General features: G+C 70.9%; 17 protein-coding genes and 1 pseudogene. 3 read left to right on the top strand and 15 right to left on the bottom strand.

The window, feature by feature from the left end; translation table 11 throughout:
* Nucleotides 1–94 precede the first annotated feature (94 nt).
* The 14 genes from HYE82_RS01350 to HYE82_RS01285 form a co-directional block, all read right to left on the bottom strand.
* Nucleotides 95–2,863, bottom strand: coding sequence for an AAA family ATPase (locus HYE82_RS01350; protein ID WP_179172026.1), 2,769 nt, complete (start codon nt 2,861–2,863; stop codon nt 95–97).
* Nucleotides 2,860–3,747: a carbohydrate ABC transporter permease gene (locus HYE82_RS01345; RefSeq protein ID WP_179172025.1), complete on the bottom strand. Its 888-nt coding sequence runs from the start codon at nt 3,745–3,747 to the stop codon at nt 2,860–2,862. Before HYE82_RS01345 ends, HYE82_RS01350 begins: the two co-directional genes overlap by 4 nt.
* Nucleotides 3,744–4,709, bottom strand: a complete 966-nt coding sequence (locus HYE82_RS01340; RefSeq protein WP_179172024.1) for a carbohydrate ABC transporter permease — start codon at nt 4,707–4,709, stop codon at nt 3,744–3,746. The genes HYE82_RS01345 and HYE82_RS01340 overlap by 4 nt, the downstream gene beginning before the upstream one ends.
* Nucleotides 4,709–6,040, bottom strand: a complete 1,332-nt coding sequence (locus HYE82_RS01335; RefSeq protein WP_179172023.1) for an ABC transporter substrate-binding protein — start codon at nt 6,038–6,040, stop codon at nt 4,709–4,711. Before HYE82_RS01335 ends, HYE82_RS01340 begins: the two co-directional genes overlap by 1 nt.
* Before the next feature lie 103 nt (nt 6,041–6,143).
* A complete protein-coding gene (locus HYE82_RS01330; RefSeq protein WP_179172022.1) occupies nt 6,144–6,869 on the bottom strand; it encodes an alpha/beta fold hydrolase in 726 nt (241 codons plus the stop codon).
* Nucleotides 6,870–6,914: 45 nt separating this feature from the next.
* A complete protein-coding gene (locus tag HYE82_RS01325) occupies nt 6,915–7,247 on the bottom strand; it encodes a GNAT family N-acetyltransferase (protein ID WP_179172021.1) in 333 nt (110 codons plus the stop codon).
* 44 nt (nt 7,248–7,291) lie between these two features.
* Nucleotides 7,292–8,020 (bottom strand): GPR1/FUN34/YaaH family transporter, encoded by a 729-nt coding sequence (locus tag HYE82_RS01320; RefSeq protein ID WP_179172020.1) that lies wholly within the window; start codon nt 8,018–8,020, stop codon nt 7,292–7,294.
* A gap of 14 nt (nt 8,021–8,034) precedes the next feature.
* Nucleotides 8,035–9,909, bottom strand: a complete 1,875-nt coding sequence (locus tag HYE82_RS01315; protein ID WP_179172057.1) for an amidohydrolase — start codon at nt 9,907–9,909, stop codon at nt 8,035–8,037.
* Between the two features lie 17 nt (nt 9,910–9,926).
* Nucleotides 9,927–10,880 carry an alpha/beta hydrolase gene (locus tag HYE82_RS01310; RefSeq protein ID WP_179172019.1) on the bottom strand — a complete coding sequence of 318 codons (954 nt, stop codon included), beginning with the start codon at nt 10,878–10,880 and terminating at the stop codon, nt 9,927–9,929.
* Nucleotides 10,881–10,924: 44 nt separating this feature from the next.
* Entirely contained in the window at nt 10,925–11,533 is a 609-nt protein-coding gene (locus HYE82_RS01305) for an alpha/beta fold hydrolase (protein WP_179172018.1), read from the bottom strand.
* Nucleotides 11,534–11,636: 103 nt separating this feature from the next.
* Entirely contained in the window at nt 11,637–13,061 is a 1,425-nt protein-coding gene (locus tag HYE82_RS01300) for an NAD(P)/FAD-dependent oxidoreductase (protein WP_179172017.1), read from the bottom strand.
* Nucleotides 13,061–13,639, bottom strand: a complete 579-nt coding sequence (locus HYE82_RS01295) for a Dps family protein (protein WP_179172016.1) — start codon at nt 13,637–13,639, stop codon at nt 13,061–13,063. Before HYE82_RS01295 ends, HYE82_RS01300 begins: the two co-directional genes overlap by 1 nt.
* A gap of 95 nt (nt 13,640–13,734) precedes the next feature.
* Nucleotides 13,735–14,241: a DoxX family membrane protein gene (locus tag HYE82_RS01290; protein WP_179172015.1), complete on the bottom strand. Its 507-nt coding sequence runs from the start codon at nt 14,239–14,241 to the stop codon at nt 13,735–13,737.
* A gap of 5 nt (nt 14,242–14,246) precedes the next feature.
* Nucleotides 14,247–14,909 carry a hydrolase gene (locus tag HYE82_RS01285; RefSeq protein ID WP_179172014.1) on the bottom strand — a complete coding sequence of 221 codons (663 nt, stop codon included), beginning with the start codon at nt 14,907–14,909 and terminating at the stop codon, nt 14,247–14,249.
* A 1,009-nt stretch (nt 14,910–15,918) separates the two neighbouring features.
* Between HYE82_RS01285 and HYE82_RS01280 the strand changes: the two are divergent.
* Both HYE82_RS01280 and HYE82_RS37470 read left to right on the top strand, forming a co-directional pair.
* Nucleotides 15,919–17,780: pseudogene (locus tag HYE82_RS01280) on the top strand (DNA/RNA helicase domain-containing protein).
* 197 nt (nt 17,781–17,977) lie between these two features.
* Complete coding sequence (locus HYE82_RS37470) at nt 17,978–18,106, top strand: DUF6408 family protein (protein WP_221888720.1); 129 nt, start codon at nt 17,978–17,980, stop codon at nt 18,104–18,106.
* A 52-nt stretch (nt 18,107–18,158) separates the two neighbouring features.
* On the opposite strand, the gene HYE82_RS01275 is transcribed toward HYE82_RS37470, so the two are convergent.
* Nucleotides 18,159–20,273, bottom strand: a complete 2,115-nt coding sequence (locus HYE82_RS01275; protein WP_256986827.1) for a DUF2075 domain-containing protein — start codon at nt 20,271–20,273, stop codon at nt 18,159–18,161.
* Between the two features lie 320 nt (nt 20,274–20,593).
* Here HYE82_RS01275 and HYE82_RS01270 point away from each other — a divergent pair.
* On the top strand, nt 20,594–22,085 hold a 1,492-nt coding region (locus tag HYE82_RS01270; RefSeq protein ID WP_179172055.1), incomplete at its 3' end, for an NERD domain-containing protein.

The raw sequence follows: 22,085 nt of genomic DNA, 5'->3' as shown, positions 1-22,085 counted from the left end.
AGCAGCGCGGTGTGCCCGTCACGCTAGGACCGGCCCCGCGCCTCCTGTTGCCGTACCGCGCACCACACCTTGCACGGGGGCGCAGAGCTCGCGCTCAGTCGTCGCCGGTCGTTCCGTCGTCGTCCTCCGCGAGGACGATCCGGGCCAGGTGGACCCTGGAACGCACCGCGAGCTTGCGGAAGATCGACGCCAGATGGGTGTTGACCGTGTGCGGGGAGACGACGAGGGCCTCCGCGGCCGACCGGTTGGTGTGGCCCGCGGCGATCAGCCGGGCCACCTTCCGTTCCGAGGCCGTGAGCGCGTCCCAGCCCTGGTCGGTGCGCGGCCGGAGACGTCCGGTGCGGCGGCCGGGGCGGCGTGTGGCCTGTTCCAGATCGGCCCGGACCCGTTCGGCCTCGGCGTCGGCCCCCGCCTGGGCGTATATGTCGTGCGCCCTGGTCAGGGCGGGTTTCGCGGCGGCGTCGCCCGAGGTCAGGAGCGCGCGCCCCAGGTCGGCGGATGCGGCGGCGAGGGACAGCGGCCGGGGGCCGTCCAGGAGGATGTCCACCGCCCGCTCCAGGAGTCCTTGGTCGGCGTTCACCAGGGCGGACGCGTGGGCGGCCGTCCCCTGGGCGGTCGGCACGGTGGGGTTGCGGGTGGTGTGTGCGGCGGCCTGGGCCGCGAGGTCCTCGGCCAGCTTCCGGTCCCCGCCGCGCAGGGCGATCCCCACGGCCTGGACGACATGAGGGCGCAGGAGCCGCCACCGGAGGAAGGGGTGGTCCCGCTGCACCGACCGGACGAGTTCGGCCGCCGCCGCGTGGTCGCCGTCGGCGTCGGCGACGACGGCCTCGAAGTACTGGTGCGCGGCGTGGTTTCCCTTGTTCGGCCGGTCGGCCAGGGTCGCCCTCACGACGTCCAGGTGTTCACTCGCGGCTTCGCGGTCGCCGCGCAGCATCGCGAGGAGACCGCGGTTGACGCGGATGTTGACCAGGTTGTTGGGTACCTGGAGGTCCGCTTCGAGACGCTCGGCCGTGACGAGGTCGGCGTCCGCGTCGTCGAGCCGGCCGAGCCCCATGTTCAGGGTTCCCTGGGCCCAGCTCAGCATGGCGGGGCGCAGGGGAGCGTCGCCCGTGGTCCGGAGCAGTCGCCGTACGGCGTCGAAGTCGTCCAAGTGGATCAGGGCGACGGCCTCCTCGGGAAGGAAGGCGGAGTCGAACACGCTCAGCGCCGTGTGGTGTTCGACGGCGGCGGCGCAGTCGCCCGCGTTGAGGGCGATCTCGCCGAGACCCCACAGCGCGAGGACGCGCGCCTCCCGGTCACCGGCCCGCTCCGCCTCGGCGAGCGCCCGTTCCCCGGTCTCGCGGGCGGCCCCGAGGTCGCTCCCGCGGGACCGGGCCAGCGCCTGCCGGGCGGTCAGCCGGGCGCGGATCACCGGATCGGTGACGGCTGCCAGCGCCGTCGTCGTGCGGCGGGTCAGCTCGTGGACGTCGTCGAGGTGCCAGAGCGCGTCGCCGAGCACGGACTGCAGACGGGCGAAGACGTCCAGGGGCGGCCGGCGGGCGAGCAGCGCGTCGCCGGTGTCCCGTGCCTGGGTGTACCGGCCCGCGCGGGTCAGCGCGACGATGGCCCGCTCTCCCACGTCGTACGCCATGGGCGCACGGGGCGGTACGAGTTCCAGGGCGCGTACGGCCAGGTCGGCGGCGAGGTCGGGCATCACGGCGAGCACGTCCTCGGCGGCTGTGCGGAGCAGTCCGATCGCCTCCGTGTCGCCGGGTTCGGCGCTCTTCAGCAGGTGCGGGACCGCGTCGCCGGAGCTCCGGCCCGCCGCGACGAGCCGGCTCGCGGCCTCCCGGTGCAGCGCCCGGCGTACGGAGGGGGCGAGGTCGGCGTACACCGCCTGGCGGAGCAGGTCGTGGCGGAACAGGAGGCGTTCGCCGTCGTCGTGGAGGAGAGCGGCGGCGATCGCCTCGTCCACTTCGGCGCTCAGTCCGGAGGCGGGCCGGCCGCACAGGGCGGCGGCGTCGGGGAGCGAGAACGCGCGGCCGAGGACCGAGCCGATCCGCAGGAAGTGCAGGGTGTCAGGCCGGAGGTCGGCCAGTCGGCCGCGTACCCCGAGGACCAGCCGCTCGGGCGGTTCCGGCCCGTCCGCGCCGGTCGCCGCGATGCCCGAGAGCATCTCGGCCGCGAGGAAGGGGTTGCCGCCCGCCCCGTCGAGGAGTTCCTCGATCCGCGCTGGCACGTTGCCGCCGAGGACGTCGCGTGCCAGCTCGGCCAGGGCCGTCTCGGACAGCGGCCGCAGAGGGAGAGTCGTCGTCAGCGGCCCCTGCCCGTACAGCTCCGGGTTCTCCCTGCTCGTGAGCAGCCAGAGGACCGGGGAGCTGAGCAGCCGTGCCGGCATGACGCTCAGGGCGAAACGGCTCAGCGGGTCCGCCCATTGGACGTCGTCGACCGCGAGCAGTACGGGCGTGCCCGCCGAGCGTTCCTCGATCAGCTGGGCCAGTTGTTCGACGAGCCAGATGCGCTGGTCGTGGTGGCCGGCGAGGTCTGCGAAGTCCGTGCTGGACAGCAGCGGCGGGTCACCGTGAAGGAGGCCGGAGGCCAGTGAGGCGAGCGGTGCCAGCTCGTGCAGTTCCTCGGCGCGGCCATGGCTGACGACGAACCCGTGAGCCCGCGCGATCGAGACGGTCTCCTGCAGCAGTACGGTCTTCCCGATCCCGGGCTCGCCCAGGAGCAGCGCGATCGCCCCTCCTTCGCCATCGCGCACCGCCTCGATCAGGGCGCGCAGCCGCTCCAGCTCGGCTTCGCGGCCCCGCAGCCCGGGCCGGCTCAGCGCCGCGCTCCCGGGCGCCGCCGCGCCTTCTCCCTCGGGCCGGTCGGGGCTCATCCCTTCACCGATCCGGCGAGCAGTCCCCGTGCGAAGTGCCGTCGGAGGGAGAAGAAGACGAGCAGCGGGACGAACGCCGCCACGAAGGCTCCTGCGGTCAGCCGCTGCCATTCGTTGCCGTACGTCCCGGCCAGGCTCGCCAGTCTGACCGTCATCGGTGCGGTCTCGGCCGTTCCGCCCGACAGCGTCAGTGCCACGAGGAGGTCGTTCCACACCCAGATGAACTGGATGATGGCGAAGGAGACAAGGGCCGGGCGGGCCAGCGGCAGCACGATCCGGAGCAGCAGCGCCCCGTGCGACGCGCCCTCGACGCGGGCAGCCTCGATCAGGTCCCGGGGCAGCCCCGCCAGGAAGTTGTGCAGGAGGAACACCGCGAACGGCAGTGCGAAGACCGTGTGGGCGAACCAGACCTGGCCGAAACGCGCCGGACCGGTGAGGTTCCACGCGGGCAGGAACAGCCAGCCCTGGGAGAACAGCTTCAGGAGGGGGACGAGCGCCATCTGGAGCGGCACGACCTGGAGCGCGAAGATGCCGACGACGAGCGCGTCCCGCCCCCTGAAGTCGATCCACGCCAGGGCGTACGCCGCGAAGAACGCCAGCACGAGCGGGAAGAGCACCGAGGGAAGCGTGATGACGACGGAGTTGACGAGGTACTCCGCGAGCCGCCCCGACCCGTTCCCGCCACCGGACAGCGCCTCGCCGTAGTTGTCGAGCGTGAGATGCGGCGTACCGAACACGGTCCACCAGCCCGTCGTCTTGATCTCCTCCTCGGGGCGGAACGAGGAGAGCAGCAGACCGAGGGTCGGCGTCGTCCAGAGGATCGCGATCACCACGGCGATCGACGTGAAGGCGCGGGAGGCCAGACGCTCCCGGACGCCGTTCACGCTGTCCTCCGCTGTGCCCGGACCTGGTGGGCGACGAAGGGGGTGACGAGGACGAAGAGGAGCACGGCGAGCGCCGCACCGCGGCCCGTCTCGCCGTAGCGGAAGGCCTGGTCGTACATCTCGTGGGCGATGACGCCCGTGCCGAACTGTCCGCCGGTCATGGTCTTGACGATGTCGAAGGCCTTGAAGGTGCCGATCGCCTGAGCGAGGACCACGACGAGCAGAGTGGGCCTGATCGACGGCATGGTGATCCGCCAGAAGATCTGCCGGGGGGACGCGCCGTCGAGTCGGGCCGCCTCGGTCAGCTCTCCGGGAACGGCCCTGATCGCGCCGGTCAGCAGGACGGCCGCGAAGCCCGCCTGTGTCCACACCATCACCACGATGAGGAACAGGACGTTCCAGGGAGAGTCCACGAGCCATTGCCTCGGTTCGCCGCCGAACGCGACGACGAGCTGGTTCAGCAGCCCGATCTGCCCGGCCTCTGCGGGACGATAGGCGTAGACGAACTTCCAGACGACACCCGCGCCGACGAAGGAGATCGCCATCGGCATCAGGACGAGGGACAGCGCGAACGCTCTGAACCGCGACCGTACGACGGCCGCCGCGTAGAGCAGCCCGACCGCGGTGGACGTCAGCGGCACGAGGACCACCCACGCCAGGGTGTTGCGCAGCGCCATCATCGCCCGGTGGTCGGTGAACATCCACACGTAGTTGTCGAAGCCGGCCCACGTGTCTCCCCCACGGTCGGTGAACGACAGCGCCAGAGTGCGCAGACCCGGCAGGAGAAGACCGATCGTGAGCAGCAGCAGCGTGGGGGCCAGCAGGATCAGGGCCGCGGCCCGCCTCCGTACCGGCCCCCGGTGCAGTGCAAGCAGGATCACGGAGACAACCGCCGCGAAGGCGGCGACGCCCTGGAGCAGGTACAGCAGCTTGGGCTGCTGAGCGACGGCGTCGAACAACATCAGTTTCTCGGCCAGGACCGTTCGACGGAGTCGGCGACCTGCCGGGTGCTCGTGCCGCCGATCCAGTCGACTGCTCCCTTCCAGAACGTCCCGGCGCCGACCGACGCGGGCATCAGGTCCGAACCGTCGAACCTGAACTGTGTCCGGGGGTCCTGGAGCAGTCGGATCGAGAGACTGTCGACCGGGGTCGCGGCGTTCGCCGGATCGACGCCCTTGTTCGCTGAGACGAACGGGCCCTTCTTCATCCGCGCGTTCGCGAAGTCGGCGGAGGCCAGGTACTCCTGGAACGCCCGCACCTCGGGGCGGTCGGCGAATGCCGCAGTGAACACTCCACCGCCCAGTACGGGGCGGCTGGCCGGGTCGGCTCCGGGCAGGAGGAAGGTGTGGACGTCCCTGTCCGGTCCGATCTCGGTGCCTTTCGGCCACATGTCGGCGTAGAACGAGGCCTGGCGGTGCATCGCGCAGTCGCCGGAGAGGACGGGGGTGCCGGCCTCCTGGAAGGAGATCGACGCCATCGACCGGGCCGGACCGAAACCGCCGTTGGCGTACCGGTCGTTCCTGAGGATGGATCCCACGGTGTCCATGGCCTTGATCACACGCGGGTCGTTGAACGGGATCTCGTGGGCGACCCATTGGTCGTAGACGTCCGTGCCCTGCTGACGCAGCAGGACGTCCTCGATCCAGTCCGTCACGGGCCAGCCGGTCGCCTCGGCGGACTCGATGCCCGCGCACCATGGCTTGACGCCCGACGCCGCGACCTTCTCGGTGACGGCCATCAGCTCGGTCCATGTGCGGGGAACGCTCAGTCCCTTGTCCCGGAAGAACTTCGGGGAGTACCAGACGAACGACTTCACATTGGCGACCAGCGGAGTGCCGTAGAGGGTGCCGTCCACGGTCGCGTAGCTGTTCCAGTCCGCCGACCAGCCCTGCTTCGCGAGGGCTGCGACCCCGGCGCTCACGGGCTTGAGCTTCCCTGTCCGCGCGAAGCGTTCCATGAGGCCAGGCTGAGGGAAGAACGCCACGTCAGGGGCGCTCCCGCCGTCGACCCGGACCTGGATCTGGGCCTCGAACTCCCCGTCCCCCTCGTACCGGACGCCGATTCCCGTGCAGTCGGCGAAGTCCGCCCACGTCGCTTCGAACAGGTCGGCTTCCCGGTCCCGGTTCTCCGCGTACACGGTGACCTCGGTGCCGGGGTGCCTGCCGTAGCGGGCGTACGGTGCGCAGTCCGCGGTGGTGTGCGACCGCGAACCGCTTTCCTGCGGGGTGCCGCAGGCGGTGGCGGTCACGGCGAAGGTGATGACGGCGAGCGCGAACCTCGCCCCGAACCTCATGGGTGGGCTCCTCCGATCGCCCACCGCATGCTCTCGGCGGGCGTTTCGGAAAGCTACCGCGTTCGAACGGCATAGACCAATCGTTCGTTGTTCAAGCGTCGGATCAGTGCCCCGTGGAGCGGGCCGCGTCCAGTATCAGCTCCGCCACGGCCTTGGGCTGGGCGAGCATGACCAGGTGTGAGGAGTCGACCTCGACGGTGGTCATGCCGGCACGCTCGTACCCGTACCGCTCCACATCGGGGTTGATCGTGCGGTCGGAGGACGCGACCAGGCCCCACGAGGGCTTGGTCCTCCACGCGGCGACCGGTGCCGCCTCCGAGAAGGCCCGTGCGGCCAGGGGGCGCTGGGAGACGGCGAGCACCGCGGCGAGGTCGGGGGCGACGTCCGCCGCGAACAGAGCGGGGAACCGGTCGACCGCCACCGAGACATCAGTGCCGGTGCCGGTGGAGCCGGGCACCGGGAACGGGGTGTGGACGAGCGCGTCGGCGAGACCGGAGTCGGGGAAGCGGCCCTGCAGTTCGCCCAGACTCTCGCCCTCCTCCAGCGCGTATCCCGCGAGGTACACCAGGGCGCGGACGTTGTCCTCCGTACCGGCGAGGGTGATGACGGCGCCGCCGTAGGAGTGCCCCACCAGGATCACGGGGCCTTCGACGGCACGGACCACCGAGGCGATGTACGCGGCGTCGTCGACGAGGCTGCGGTTGGGCACCGCCGGGGCCACCACGGCGAGGCCGGCGGCGGTCAGTTCGGGGATGACGCGAGCGAAGCTGGAGGCATCGGCGAAGGCGCCGTGGACCAGGACGACGGTGGGGCGGGCGTGCCGGGACATGGGGGAACTCCTCGGTGAGTGGATGGGGAAGGTGTGCGGGTGGGTTCACAGGCCGAAGCGGGCGCGGCGCGCCTCGGGCACCAGGTCGGCGTACTCGGGGTTCTTGCCGATCCAGCCCCGGATGAAGGGGCAGTACGGCAGGACGCTCAGCCCACGGGCACGGGCGTCGTCGAGGGCGTCGCGGGCGAGCAGCCCGCCCAGCCCCCGGCCGCCGAAGCGGGGATCGATCTCGGTGTGGACGAAGGCGATCTCGCCCTCGGAGAGGTGATACTCGGCGAAGCCCGCGGTCTCGGTGCCGTCGCCGTCGCCGTCGCCGTCGGCGTCGGCGAGGATCTCGTACCGGGACTTCTCGGGCCGGTCGGCCACTTGGGGTTCCATGCGCGCTCCTGTGTGGTCGTGGTGCGACGGGTCGGTGGCTCCGATCAGAGAGTGCGGCGCACGCCCGCCTGGCGTTCCAGGTTGCGGAGCTGGACGGCGAGGTCGCCTTCCACGGCGAGGTGGGCGGGGCCGCTGCGGCCGATCGGCAGGACCTGCTCGCTGCGCATGTCCTCGAGCATCAGAGCGAACGCCGTGTACATCGCGACCAGCGCCACCACAAGGCCGAGCACCCCGGACGTGCGCGTCAGCCATTCGGCGCCGGTGACGCCCGCGAGGCCGGTGGCCGCCCAGCGGGGCAGGGAGACCGCGAGGACGAGCCACAGCGCCCGCTTGGGCCCGGTCACGGCGGTCATCAGCGCGCCGAAGCAGAGGAGCGCCAGGTTGAAGACGCCGAGGACCTTCAGGCCGTCGGCCGCGCCGCTGAGCATGATGAGTGCGTAGGGCAGCCAGCTGCCGGCGAACACCGCCATCAGCGTGGCCGCGATCACGTCACGGGCGCCGAAAGCCAGGAAACTGACCAGGAGTTGGAGGACGAAGGCCGGCAGCACGGTGAAGGCGACGGCGGTGCGGGCCTCCTCGCCGAAGATCCCTAGCTGGAGGCAGCCCGTCATCACGGACGCGATGGCGATCGTGAAGAACCCGAGCGGCATGGGTGAGGCGATGGGGCGCAGGTTGATCCGTGTCATCGACCGGAGGTCCGGCTCGAAACGACGTCCCGGGGCCGCGGCCGAGTCCTGTTCGTCGCCGTCGTCGGCCGGGGAGGCGGCAGTCATCGGATGTCTCTCTTTCAGTGATCGAAGCAGGGGTCGACGAAGGACGGCGCCGTCTCGGGGACGGAGCCGCGCGCGACGCGCCACCGGCGGTGCTGCTCGGACTCGGCGACGGCCTCGGCCACCAGCGATGCCTGGTAGGCGCCCCCCTGGCCCGACTGGTAGCCGCCGAAGTGGGCCACGGGGCTCCACTCGAGGCTCACCGGCGGGACGGCCTCGTCGAGGCCCTCGTACTCCGCGGTCGCGTAGACGATCCGGCCGCCGACGACGGTGAGGACGGACTCGATGTCGGGAATGACGTCCTCGGGCACGGTGAGGAAGTCGTCGGAGAGGATCGCGAGGTCGCCGTAGCAGCCCTCCCGCAGGGTTCCCTTGACGTCCTGCTCGCCGGTGAGCCGCGCTCCGCCCCGGGTGTAGAGGCCGAGGGCGGTCTCCCGGTCGATCAGGTTCCCGGCCGGGTAGAGCGCGGTGCCGCCGACGGTGCGCCCGGTGACCAGCCAGTGGAGGGCGACCCACGGGTTGTACGAGGAGACGCGGGTCGCGTCGGTTCCGGCGGCGACGGTCAGGCCGCGGTCGAGCATGGCCCGGACCGGCGGGGTGTGGGCGGCCGCCTCGGCGCCGTAGCGGTCGAGGAACGCGGCGCCCTGGAAGGACATCCGGTTCTGGACCGAGACGGCGCCGCCGAGGGCGGCGATCCGGTCGAGGCTGCCGACCGAGACCGTCTCCGCGTGGTCGAAGAGCCAGCGGTTGCCGCCGGGGAAGAGTCCCTCCGCGGCGAGCTTCTCGAAGACGGCCAGGTCGCGCCGGATCGTCTCGTCGTAGGTCGCGTGGAGCCTGAATCCCCAGCCGTTCTCGAGCAGGAGCCGTACAGCGCCCTCGAACTCGGTTTCGTAGCCTGCGGCGAGCTCGGGCCGGGGCTCGGAGAAGTTCTCGAAGTCGGCGGCGGCCCACGTCAGGTTCTCTCCCGCGCCGTTCAGCCGGAGCCACTCGTCCCCGTCCCCGGGCTTGACCATCTCGGTCCAGCGCTTGAGGTCGGCGAGCTCCTGCCCGGCCGTCTGCGGGAAGAGGTGGTAGGCGATCCGGAGGGACAGCTCCCCCGACCTGGCGAGGTCGACGACCGTCGCGTAGTTGTCGGGGAAGTTCTGGAACCCTCCGGCGGCGTCGACTGCGGACGTCAGTCCGAAGCGGTTCAGCTCGCGCAGGAAGTGGCGCGTCGACGTCCGCTTGTCGGCCTCGTCGAGAGCCGGCGCCTTGGCCAGGGTCGAGTACAGGACGAGAGCGCTCGGCGCGGCGAGGAGGACGCCGTTGGGTTCGCCGTCCCGGCCGCGTACGATCTGCCCGCCGCGCGGGTCGGGGGTCTCCCGGGTGAAACCGGCGGCCCGCACCGCGGCCCGGTTCATCAACGCCGACTGGTACAGGTGAAGGACGAACACCGGGGTGTCGGGGGCGGCCGCGTTCAGCTCGGCGACGGTCGGCATCCGGCGCTCGGCGAACTGTTCGGCGGTCCAGCCGCCGACGACCCGGATCCACTGCCCCTTGGGCGTGCGTCCGGCCTGCTCGCGCAGCATCGCCAGAGCGTGGCGCAGACTGCGGACCCCGTCCCAGCGCAGCTCCAGAACATAGTTCAGGCCGCCCCGGATCACGTGCAGGTGCGAGTCGTTCAGGCCGGGGATCACCCGGCGGCCGAGAGCGTCGACGACCTTGGTGCCGGGCCCGACGAGGTGGGCGAGGTCGTGGTCGTCGCCGAGGGCCGCGACCCGGCCGTCGCGGATCGCGAGGGCGCGGGCCTCGGGACGGTCGGGGTCACCCGTGAACACCTTGGCGTTGCGGACGAGGAGGTCAGCCTGCTCGAGTTCCCGCCGCGGGGCGGGCACGAGGCCCGCCACCGGCATGCTGGTCGACGGCCCGGTCACGCGAGGGCCTTCCGGAGGGTGTCGGTGGCGAGACCGATGGCGAGTTCCGCGGCCTGCGTCTCGCGCAGCGCGTTCAGCATCACGAAGTCGTGGATGACGCCCTGGACGCGCAGGGCGGTGACGGGCACCCCGGCGGCACGGAGCTTCGCCGCGTACGCCTCGCCCTCGTCGCGCAGGACGTCGGCCTCGGCGGTGACGACCAGGGCCGGCGGCAGGCCGGTGAGCTGCTCGGTGGAGGCGCGCAGCGGCGAGGCGGTGATCTGGGCACGCTCGGCCTCGTCCGTCGTGTACTGGTCCCAGAACCACTTCATGGCGTCGCGGCGCAGGAAGTAGCCCTCACCGAACTGGTGGTACGAGTCGGTGTCGAAGCTCGCGTCCGTGACCGGGTAGAAGAGGACCTGCTGGACGAGCGTGACGTCGCCGCGCTGCTTGGCCATGAGGGTGAGGGCGGCGCTCATGTTGCCGCCGACCGAGTCGCCTGCGACGGCGATCCGTGTGCCGTCGAGGTCCTTGTGGTGTCCCTCGCGGGCGACCCACTGGGCGACGCTGTAGTTCTGCTCGATCGCGACGGGGTAGCGCGCCTCGGGCGAGAGGTCGTACTCGGGGAAGACCACGGCCGCCCCGGTGCCGACGGCGAGTTCACGGACGAGGCGGTCGTGGGTGTGGGCGTTGCCGAAGACCCAGCCCGCGCCGTGGATGTAGAGGACGACGGGAAGCGGGCCGGTGGCGCCGCGGGGGCGGACGATGCGGGCACGGACGTCGCCGGTCGGGCCGCCGTGGACGGTGATCCACTCCTCGTCGGCCTCGGGCAGGGGAACACCCTCGCCGCTCTGGACGTCGTCCACGGCCTTGCGGCCTTCGGCGACGGAGATCTGGTAGAGGTACGGCGGCTGGGCGGTGGCGTCGGCGAACGCCTGGGCGGCGGGTTCGAGGACCGGACGGTTCTTCATGAGGGGTTCTCCTTCGGGGTGTACGGGAGGGGACAGTCGGGGACTCAGCGGGTCGCCCGCGCGGCGGCGAGGATCACGTGGGTGACCACGGCCGGGCGGGAGACCGCGATTGCATGGGACGCGTCCACCTCGGTGATCTGCGAACCGGCGCGCCGGGCCATCCACCGTTCGGCGGCCGGCGGGATGTTCTTGTCGGCGGTGGCGATCAGCGCCCGGGACGGGATCGTCCTCCAGGCCGCTTCCCCGGCCCTCTCCTCCAGCGCGGCGGTGGCGACCGGGCGCTGGGTCACGGCCATGACGGCCGCGTCGGCGGTGGGGACGTCGGCGGCGAACTGCTGGTGGGGCTTGGACCGTTCGATGACGAGTTCGGTGCCGGTACCACCGCCGGGCAGCGGGTACGACCGCGGGTTCACGGTGTCGCCGAGGGTGGAGCCGGGGAACTTGGCGGCGAGCCCGGCCGCGCTCTCGCCCTTGTCCGGGGTGAACGCGGCGATGTGGACCAGGACGAGCGTGGGCTTGGGGTCGTGCCGGTCGGTGCCGGTGTCGGCGGCGGCTGGGCGGCTCGCGGGTGCGGCGGGTGCGGCGCCTACCAGGGCGGCCAGCGTCGCGGGCAGGGCGAGGCCGAGGGCGAGGGAGCGCCTCGTGGGATGCATGGGGGTTTCCCTTGTCGGGTGGTGAAACGTTCGGGTGCGCCCGGTCGGGCGGGAGGTGCGCCGTTCCGGCCGAGCAGGTGCGGCGATCGGGCGGGGTCTCGCCTCAGAGGCCGTACGCCTCCAGGAGCCGGAGCCAGACCTCGCTCACCGTCGGAAAGGCGGGCACGGCGTGCCACAGGCGCTCCAGGGGAACCTCACCCACGATGGCCACGGTGGCGGTGTGGATGAGCTCGGTCGCCATCGGGCCGGTGAGCGTGCAGCCGACGACAACTCCTCGGGTCTCGTCGACGACGAGCTTGGCGAGACCGCGGTAGTCGTCCGCGTGGAGCGCGGCGCCGGCGACGTCGTCGATGCGGTACTCCACCACGCGTACCGCGAGACCCGCTTCGCGTGCCGCGCGTTCCGTGAGCCCGACGCTCGCGACTTCGGGGCGGGTGAAGACGGCCTGCGGGACGGCGATGTGGTCGGCCTCCGCGCTCCACGGCTGCCGGCCGCCGGTATCGGCAGGGCGCCCCGCGGCTCGCTCGGCGATCGCCGCCGCGCACGCACGGGCCTGGTACTTGGCCATGTGGGTCAGCGGCGCACGGTGGTTCACGTCGCCGACGGCGTAGAGCCAGTCGCCCTCGACCGCGGTGACCCGGCAGGTGTCGTCGACCGCGAGCCAGTCGCCGGTCGACAGTCCCACGGAGTCCAGGCCGAGGTCCGCGGTGCGCGGCCGCCGTCCGGTGGCGGCGAGGACCTCGTCGCAGACGAGGGCGGTGCCGTCGTCGGTATGCACGGTCACCGTGCGGGTGTCGTCGTCACGGGCGACCCGGACGGCCGACACCCCGAAGCGGATCGTGACGCCCAGGTCGCTCAGCCCCCGAGTGACCTCTTCGCCGGCACACGGCTCCCAGCCGGTCAGCAGGGCCTGATCGCGGACCAGCAGGGTGACGTGGGAGCCGAGCGAGCGCCAAGCGGTGGCCATCTCGCAGGCCACCACTGCCCCGCCGATGACGACGAGCCGCCCGGGCACCGCATCGGCCGTGGTGGCCTGCCGGTTGGTCCACACGCCGATCCGGTCGAGCCCCTCGACCGGCGGAAGAGCGGGTTCCGTGCCGGTGCAGACCACGACCGCGCGCCGGGCCCGCAGGGTACGGACCGTGCCGTCGGCCCCGGTCACCTCCACCCGGCGCTCTCCGGCGAGCCGGCCATGGCCTCGTACGAGCGCGATGCCCGCACCGTCGAGCCAGTCGGACTGGCCGGTGTCGTCGCCGCGCCCGGTGAAGCGGTCGCGGCGGGCGAGCACGCGCGCCGGGTCGAGTGCCGCCGTGACCGCCTGCCGGGCCCCGTCCACCGATCGGGCCTCCGCTCGGGCGGCGCCGGGTCGCAGCAGGGCTTTGCTCGGCACGCAGGCACGGTAGGAGCACTCGCCGCCGACGGCCTCGGCCTCGACGACGACGGCGGTCAGCCCCGACCGGACGGTCCGGTCGGCGACGACCTCGCCGGCCGGTCCGCCGCCGACCACGACGACGTCGTACGTGTCCATCAGCCGCGCACCAGAGGGGTGTCCACGAGGTGCTCGGCCAGGAACCACACCTGCGCTTCGCCGGTACGGATGACATCGGAGACGAGCAGGTCGGCGCTGCCCTCGTCGCCCTCCCCGGAGAGCCGGGCGGCGGCGTCCCGGGCGTCGATCAGGATCCGCTCGTGCGCGTCGAGGAGCCGCGACAGCATGACGGGCACCGGCTCGACGCCGTCCGGCGGCCGGGGGATCGACGTCAGCTCCGCGACGTGGCGCGGGTCTCCGACGGCGACGCCGCCGAGGCTCTGGACCCGCTCGGCCAGCGCGTCCACGATGGCCAGTTGGGCCTCGGCGTGCTTGTCCAGCATCAGGTGGAGCGAGTAGAAGGTCGCTCCGCGCATGAGCCAGTGGTGCTTCTTGTAGAGGGAGTAGAGGATCTGCGTGTCGGCGAGGACGCGGTTCAGCCACTGGCAGGCGTACATGCGGGTGTCGTGGCCGAGGCCGATCGGCAGCTGCTTGAGCGTGCCGAACGCCTGCGTCTCGGCGCCCTTCTGATGCAGCAGCGGCTGGCCGCCGCCGTGCGGGGGCGTGAGGGTGTCCATCGGGTGCTGCTCCTGTTCGGGAGAGAGGGTGGGAAGGGCCCGGCCGCCCGGTCGGGGGTACGCGGACGGCCGGACCCGATCTGCGCGGCTCGCGCTCAGCGCTCGGCGTTCGCCGGGGCGGGGAGCCGGTGCAGCACGAGCCGGGTGAGGAGTCCGCTGCCGAGACCGGCCGCGAGCGCGAGGGCGGCCCACCACAGCGGGTACGGCGTGAGGCCGAAGGCCGCGTCCAGAGACCAGGCGCCGGGGCCGGTGGCGGCGAGGGCGGCCGCGGTGCCGACGAGGACGAGCGGGTACTCGTATCCGTCGTTCTGCACCCAGAGCCCGTGGCGCCATTTCACGGTGAGCGCGACCGTCATGACCCCGATGGTGCCGGTCGCGGCGAGCGGGGTCAGGAGGCCGGCGGCGAGCAGCAGGCCCGAACCGATCTGACCACCGCCCGCCGCCAGAGCGGTGAGGGCACCGCCGCGGAAGCCATCGGCACGGAACTCCTCTGTGCCGCCCTCGAGTCCCTTGCCGCCCAGGTGTGAGCTGACCTTCTGCACACCGTGGCCGGCGACGAGCAGTCCCACCAGCAGACGCAGGATCAGAATGCCGGTGTCCACAGGGGTCAGCCGGCCGCGTGCGCGCCGATGACGCTCTGCGCGTACACGACACCCAGGCCGTACGCGCCCGCGTGGGCCTTGACGATCTCCGTGACCGGGACGTACGTCTCCTGGCGCGCCCAGTCGCGCTGGAGCTCCAGCAGCACCTGGACCCAGGTCACCGGCACCGCTCCGGCGGCGATCATCCGCTGCAGCGCGTGCTCGTGGGCGGCCGGGGTCACGCCGGCGGAGGCGTCGGCGACGACGTACACCTCGTAACCCTGCTCAAGGGCCGAGAGCGCGGGCAGCACCAGGCAGACCTCGGTCCACAGACCCGACAGGATGATCTTCTTGCGCCCGGTCGCCTTGACCGCCGCAACGAGCGCCTCGTCCTCCCAGGCGTTCATGGTGGTGCGGTCGATGATCTCGTGCTTGGGGAACACCTCGGCGAGCTGCGGCAGCAAAGGGCCGGAGAACGACTCGGCGGCGACCGTCGTCAGGACGGCCGGAACATCGAACACCTGAGCCGCCTTGGCGAGACCCACGGTGCTGTTGATGACCGCGGCACGGTCGCCGCTGCCGGCGCCGAAGAACATCTGCGGCTGGTGGTCAACGAAAAGCATGACCGAGTTGTCGGGCGTGAGCAGGTCCTTGCTCGGAGCCGCCTGCACCTTGTCGATGTCGAACATGAGGGGTCCTTTCGAAGCCGTCGGTAACGTGCCCACCGCCTCCGCGGCTCGGCACTTCTTCAAGCTACGAGCGACCCGACCGACCGCGTTGACCTTCTGCGCCCAGGGGTTGGCACGACAGCGCACAACCAGTCCTCAGGCGCTGATCACCGCCACCGAGACCGAAGGACACTCCGGTTCGGCAGGACAGACCGGCTCCGCGCCCCCGTCCCCATGTAACGCATGTAACGCCCATAACACACACTTGAAGAAACGGCAGGTCAGCGGCCCTTTTCGGCAGGCTCAAGGATCGCGACGCACTCGACATGATGGGTCATCGTTTACCCGTCACAGGGGGCGACCCAAGAAAAACTGCTGGTCAGGGGCGGTTTACCAACTCCCCGGACAACCTCGTCCGGGCCCTGAGCGTCATACGAGCGTCACGAGTCACCGCCGCTTCTCCGTGGCCGGCCGTGGCTCTCACCAGCAGCTGAGCCTGCTGCCGGACGAAGAGCCAACAGTGGCCGTTCGCCAGGCCGCAGAGGCGGCATCCGCACTGCGCACGCTGGCGGAGACCGCGAGGGCGGCGGAAGCCGTCGGGGCTGGCAGGGTCCGCGATCAAGCGCTCGCCCGGGCGTACGGGAAGATCGACGGCTCGGACGGATCACCGGCGATGTGGTGGCCAGGCTGGCCGCAGCCCATCTCGAAGCATGCTCGGTAGCCCACCCCGCCCCGGCGCAGACCGCCGACTGGCTGGTGGATCACTTCCCGAGCGACCTGAGCCACGCCACGGACATTTCCCTGTCCGAATGCACGGACGTCCTGAAGGCAACGGGAAACGCAGGCGCGCGAGCGCGCCGCGGCAGCCCCGCGCGAGAACCCCCAAAGACTGCCGCAGCTTGATCACGCGCTGTCATAAGATGACAAGGACAATCTCAGCGGCCCGCCGGGCTTCCGCCCCACTTCACGTGGAACCGAAGGACATGCCCCCACCCGCACGAGCTACTCCGTGCTGCCTGGGGGCGATTTCTTGCTGTTCCGTGAGTCCGCGGCGTCCTTGGCCAACCGCACTCGCCTCGAGGGGCGGCTGGCGGAGCTGCTGAGCGAGAACTTCCTCCACAGGCACGGCCACAAGCCGCACGCTGCGGAGGTTCGCTCCTGGGAGCGGAGCATCCCCGCGCTCACCCACGCTCTGGTCGAAGCGGGTCTCGGTGAGGTCGAAATGCTGGTGGAGTACGGGCTGCCGCTGACGAGCAAGCGCGCGGACGTGATACTGGCCGGGGTGCATCCGGTTTCCGGCGAGCCGTCGTACGTCGTCGTGGAACTCAAACAGTGGACCGAGGCTCAACCAGTGGACGAGGATCCGCTGCGGTGCAGCGTCCCCTCCTACCGCGAGCCGGTACTGAACCCCATCGAGCAGGTGCGGGGCTACTGCGACTACCTTGTCTCATTCAACGGGGCTCTCGAGCAGAACCCCGACTCCGTCACGGGGGTGGCCTTCCTGCACAATGCAGCGGAGGCCAGGGTCGCCGGGCTGCGAGAGGTCGAAGAGGACCACCGCGGCCGCATGTACACCGCCGACCAGCGCGGTGCGTTCCTCGACTACCTGCGTTCGAGGCTGGCCGCCAAGCCGGGCGCTGCCGCCGCCGACGACCTCCTGCAGGCCAGGGTGCGACCGTCCAGGCAACTGATGGCCGTGGCCGCCGACGAGGTCCGCAACCGGGAGCAGTTCGTGCTGCTGGACGAGCAGCGGCTCGCCTACGAGACGGTGATGGCCGCAGTCCGCAAGGCCCACCGGTCCAACCGCAAGCAGGTCGTCGTTGTGACCGGCGGGCCCGGGTCCGGCAAGAGCGTGATCGCCCTGTCCGTACTCGGCGACCTGTACCGGCGCGGTGTGTCTGCCCTCCACGCCACCGGCTCGCAGTCGTTCACGAAGACCATGCGCAAGGTCGCGGGCGCCCGCAAGCCCGAGGTCCAGCGTCTGTTCCGCTACTTCAACAGCTTCATGGAGGCCGAGCCCAACGACATCGACGTGCTCGTGTGCGACGAGGCACACGGCTCCGCAAGACCTCCGCCAACCGCTACACGAAGGCCGCCCTGCGCACCGGACGCCCGCAGGTGGCGGAGCTGATCGACGCGGCCCGGGTCCCGGTGTTCCTCCTCGACCAGCACCAAGTGGTGCGTCCCGGCGAGATGGGCACCGTTGAGCAGATCCGGCGGGTCGCGGCCGAGCAGGAAGTGGACTTCACACTGGTGGAGCTGGACAGCCAGTTCCGGTGCGGAGGCAGCGACGCGTACGTGCTCTGGGTGACCGGTCTCCTGGGCCTGGAGGGCGAGGGACCGGTCGTGTGGGAGCCGGACGGCAAGGTGCAGCTGCTGACGGTGGACAGCCCGCAGGAACTGGAGGACTTCCTCGGTGACAAGCGTGCCCAGGGGTACGGCGCCCGGCTTTCCGCCGGCTACTGCTGGAAGTGGACCACCAAGATCACTCCGGCGATGACGGCGCTGCCCGCGGACGTGGTCATCGGCGACTGGTCGAAGCCGTGGAACCTGTACGGGGACCGATCCCTGCTGGGCGCACCGCCGGCTCCGCTCTGGGCCACTGATCCCGCGGGCTTCGGCCAGGTCGGCTGTGTCTACACTGCCCAGGGCTTCGAGTACGACTGGTCGGGCGTGATCATGGCCCCGGACCTGGTCTGGCGGACAGACCGCTGGGTGGTCGACCGCACCGCCTCGAAGGACCCCTCCTTCACGAAGGCGACGCCTGACGAGGACATCGACCGCCTGATCCGCAACACGTACAAGGTACTCCTGACCCGCGGCATGATCGGAACGGTCGTCTACTCGACGGACCCTGAAACACGCGAGAAGCTCCGTTCGCTTATTCCTTGAGCCACAGCCGCGGTCAGCGGATAGCATGATCCCGCTGCGCACCTTCCCGGAGGGTACGAGGCTGCGGTTCATGCAAGAGGCCGAACAGGCTGTCGGTGACGAATGGTTGTGCCCGTCGTGTGGCGACACACGACGCGAGCGTGGCTGCCCGGTAGGGCGCCCCCTGCCATTCCGAACTCACAACCTGGAGTGGCCGTATGACCCCCGTCGAGTGCAAGCCTGCGCGTCGTGAGCGGATTCGCGGAATCCTGATCGACATCGCTGCCGGAGTCGTCTCCAGTCTTCTGGTGACGGCACTGACCGCGGTGGCAGACCTGTTCTTCTGAGCAGGTAAGTGGCGGGCCCGGAGAGCCCGCCACCCCACGGCCCGGTCCGCTGTCAGAACAGCCGGAGATCGGAGCCCGACGACTTTCCCCGCTTGCGCTTGTTGCGCCTCCCGTTGGCGCGCGGCAGGTGCGGTGTGCGCGCTTCCTTCGGAAGGTTGAACCAAGTGGGTCGAAGCCCGTGGATCTCCACCCGACCCACCAGTTTCTTCAGATACCTGCGGGTTTCCTCGTCCGTGGAGTACAGCACCGTCGCACGGCTCGCCCGGGTCAACAGCACGTGGTACGCCTGTCGGACCAGCCGCGCGAATTCGTCGTCGGCCACACTCGACGCGCTGACCTTCGGGTCCAGCGAACCCGGCACATCAACACGCTTGATGTCCGAATTTGGGCCTTCCTTCCGCTCCTTTCCGCGCTGGAACACCCACTGATCGCCACGGCGCACCATGTCATCGCCCATGATCACCCCGCACCAGTCCCACTCCAGGCCCTGCGCCGTGTAGACGCAGCCGATCTGGCCGAGGCCCTTGGGGTGGACGGACCAGATGTCCGACGGCGGCACCCCGCCCGCGCAGTAGCTCTCGCTCTTCGCGTTCCACGGCCGGTGCCAGTCCCCGATGCGGACATCGGCCTCCAGACGCTTCTCCTCGCCCACGGGCTCCGTCCAGGGCCAGCAGTACCCCGCCACCATGCGTGCGGACGCGCCGGCCCCGGCTTCCGTCAGGATGATCCGTTCGAGCTCCTCCGGGGTCTCCGCCACCTCGACGTGCATCAGTCCGTCCGGCCTCCAGGGCTCCGGCTTCTTGTCCGTCACGCCCAGGACTTCGCGCACCCAGCTGATGTACGAGCCACTGCCACCACAGCGGAACTGCTCGCGCAGTCCGTATTCGAGCAGGTCGGCCCCGCGGCGCACGGCCGCATCCTTGATCAGCGCGACGGTTCCGACTTCCTTCGGACGCACGGACTGGCCTTCGTCCAGGAAGAACACCGTCAGGCGTGACGCATCGAGGAGCTCGTCCACCTGCGGTCCCTTCCCCCAGATCTCCCGCTGCTCCGGCGTCCAGAACCGGTTCGTCGAGCGATCCCGCAGTCGATGCGCCTCGTCGCAGATCAGCACGTCCACCGGGGGCACCGAGGTGTCCACGAAGTTGCTGAAGTAGGTGAACGTCTCCCTGAACTGCTTGTCCCCGTATCCGACGTGCTCCTGAATGGCCGCGTTGAAGGCCCTGCTCCCGCTGGCGTACTTCACGGTGCGCCCCTGCGCCTCGAGCTGCGCCTTGACCTGCAGGCCGATGGCGCTCTTGCCGGTACCGGCACCACCTGTGACAAGGAAGACCACACGCCTCTCGTCGGGGACCAGCGCGGGATGCTCCGGGTCGGGCAGTACCTTGGCCGCCGCTTCGAGGATCTGGTCCGCGACCACCTTCTGGCGCCCGCGGAGGACGAAGACGGTGTCATCGCCTCGGGACCAGTTCATCGCATCGAGCAGCGGTGTGTTGCGCAGCCCCATGGTCTCCAACATGGTCACGGCCTCGGCCGCGCCGCCCTCGGCGTCGAAGCTCGCCCTGATGTCATCGAGGAGCTGGGCCCGCCGATCAGCCGTGTACACGCGTGCGTACGCGCCCGTGGGCGCGTCCACGCCGATCAGCGGACGCACCGAGTCGTCCGTGGCGTTGTGCAGGTAAGCGAAACCCCCGCACTCGAATTCGGTGTTCCTGAAGGGGCCCCTGTCGCTCGTGAACGCCTCGTAGTACTCGCGCAACTGCAGCGCGGGATGCTTCTTCGCCCCCATGCCCGCCACGTGGACCCAATCCGCGGTTGCCTGTTCGATCCTGGTCACCGTCGACCAGCGCTTCAATTCGACGAGCTGCACGGAGGGCCGGTGCTCGTGCGGATGGCGGCCGACCAGCACGACGTCGATCAGCCGGGGTTCCGGCTGGTCGGACTCGTCCATGGTGGCGGCGCACTCGACGACCATTTCCACGTTCCCGCGGTCGGCGGCGACCAGATCGTTCGCGAGGCTGATCAGACTCTCCGCCCAGGCAGAGCGCTCCGTGAGCGAGGCGTCCGAGCCGCGGAAGTACCGCCAGCGCGCAGCGAGGTGCGGCACCATGTGGCGGCGCGCATGCAGGGTGAGCAGATCCTGCGCCGAAAGCTTCAGCAGGAGCATGGACACGAGGTGGTTCCCCCAGGGCACGAGTAGCTCGTGCGGGTGGGGGCATGTCCTCGCGGGGAAGCCCGTCGGGCCGCAATCTGTTCGGTGATCTTAGAGAAGGCATCGTCTGCGGCGTGGCACCGCCCCGGCCCGCGGCCGGAACCATGGCCATGGTGGCCGGATCGCATGCGGCCACCGCCCGGCAGCTCCCTGCCCGCTTCGTCTCGGCTGCCCCCGATGTCGCTGCCGCCGTTAGGATCTGCCGAGAGCTTCCCCTCCGCCGGATGGCTGAGCCGGTCAGCTCTCAGCAGGAAGCGACGAAGCGGGGGCCGCACATGCGGGAAGGCCGGTGGACCACGGTCACCGAGTCCGAGTACGAGCACGAACACCGCGGCTTGGAGTCCATCCGCGAGAAGCTGCCCGACGCGGATCCCTGGCGGGCCTGGTCGAACTTCACCTTCACCGCGAACACCGGACACGTCCGCGAGATCGATCTCCTCGTCGTCGCCCCCGGCGGCGTCTGCATGATCGAGCTGAAGAACTGGCACGGCTCCCTGACCAGCGAGAACGGCACCTGGGTCCAGACCACGCCCAACGGTCGCCGCGTCACTCACGGCAACCCGCTGCACCTGGTCAACAAGAAGGCCAAGGAGCTGGCGGGGCTGCTCGGCCAGAACGGCAAGCGCGTCTGGGTCGCCGAGGCCGTCTGCTTCACGGCCGACGACCTGCGTGTACGGCTCCCCGCCCACGACGAGAACGGCGTCTACACGATCACCGAGCTGGTCGCGATGCTGAACCAGCCCCCGCGCGACGAGCGCCGGCGGATCACCGCCATCGACTCCCGCGAGATCAAGACCGCCCTGGAGCGGGTCGGCGTCCGCCCCAGCGACGCCCGGTACAAGGTCGGGCCGTACGAGCTGAAGCGGAAGGCCTTCGACTCCGGCGAGACCTGGGCCGACTACCTCGCCGAGCACACCGAGCTGCCCGAGGTCGCCCGCGTCCGCATCTACCTGCGCGAGCGCGGCTCGGACGCCTCGATCCGGCAGTCCGTGGAGAGCGCCGCCCGCCGCGAGGCGGCGGTCCTGCGCCGCTTCCGGCACCCCGGTGTCGTCCAGCTCAAGCAGTACGACCCGTCCGGGCACGCTTGGGGCCCCGCCCTGATCTTCGACTATCACCCGCAGACCCTGCGCCTGGACGAGTACCTCCTCCAGTACGGGGAGAAGCTCGACATCCTCGGCCGCATGGCCCTCGTCCGGCAGCTCGCCGAGACGATGCGTTCCGCCCACTCCAGCCGCATCCACCACCGGGCACTCGCCGCCCGCTCCGTGCATGTGATGCCGCGCAACCGCGGCCGCGAGGGGCAGGCCGTCGGCGAGGACGCGGCCTGGCTCTCACCGCACCTGCAGATCTCCGACTGGCAGATCGCCACGCAGCGCAGCGGCGCGGGCAGCTCCGGGCAGGGCGGGACCCGCTTCGCCCCGACCGCGCTGTCTGCGATGCACCTGCCGGAGGGCTCCGACCCGTACCTCGCGCCCGAGCTGACCGCCCTCAATGCCGACCCGGTCTACCTGGACGTCTACGGCCTCGGCGTCCTCACCTACCTCCTGGTGACGGGCAAGGCCCCGGCCGCCAGCCAGGCAGAACTGTTGACGCGCCTCGAAGCGGGCGAGGGCCTACGCCCCAGCTCGCTGGTGGACGGCCTCTCCGAGGACATCGACGACTTGGTGCAGGCGGCCACCGCCTACCGGCCAGGCCAGCGCCTCTCCACCGTCGACGAGTTCCTCGAGATGCTGGAACTCGTCGAGGACTCCCTCACCGCCCCCGCAG

This window comes from Streptomyces sp. BR123 (genome assembly GCF_013401435.1).
Lineage (GTDB): Bacteria > Actinomycetota > Actinomycetes > Streptomycetales > Streptomycetaceae > Streptomyces.
This window is presented reverse-complemented; position numbering and strand designations above follow the sequence as displayed.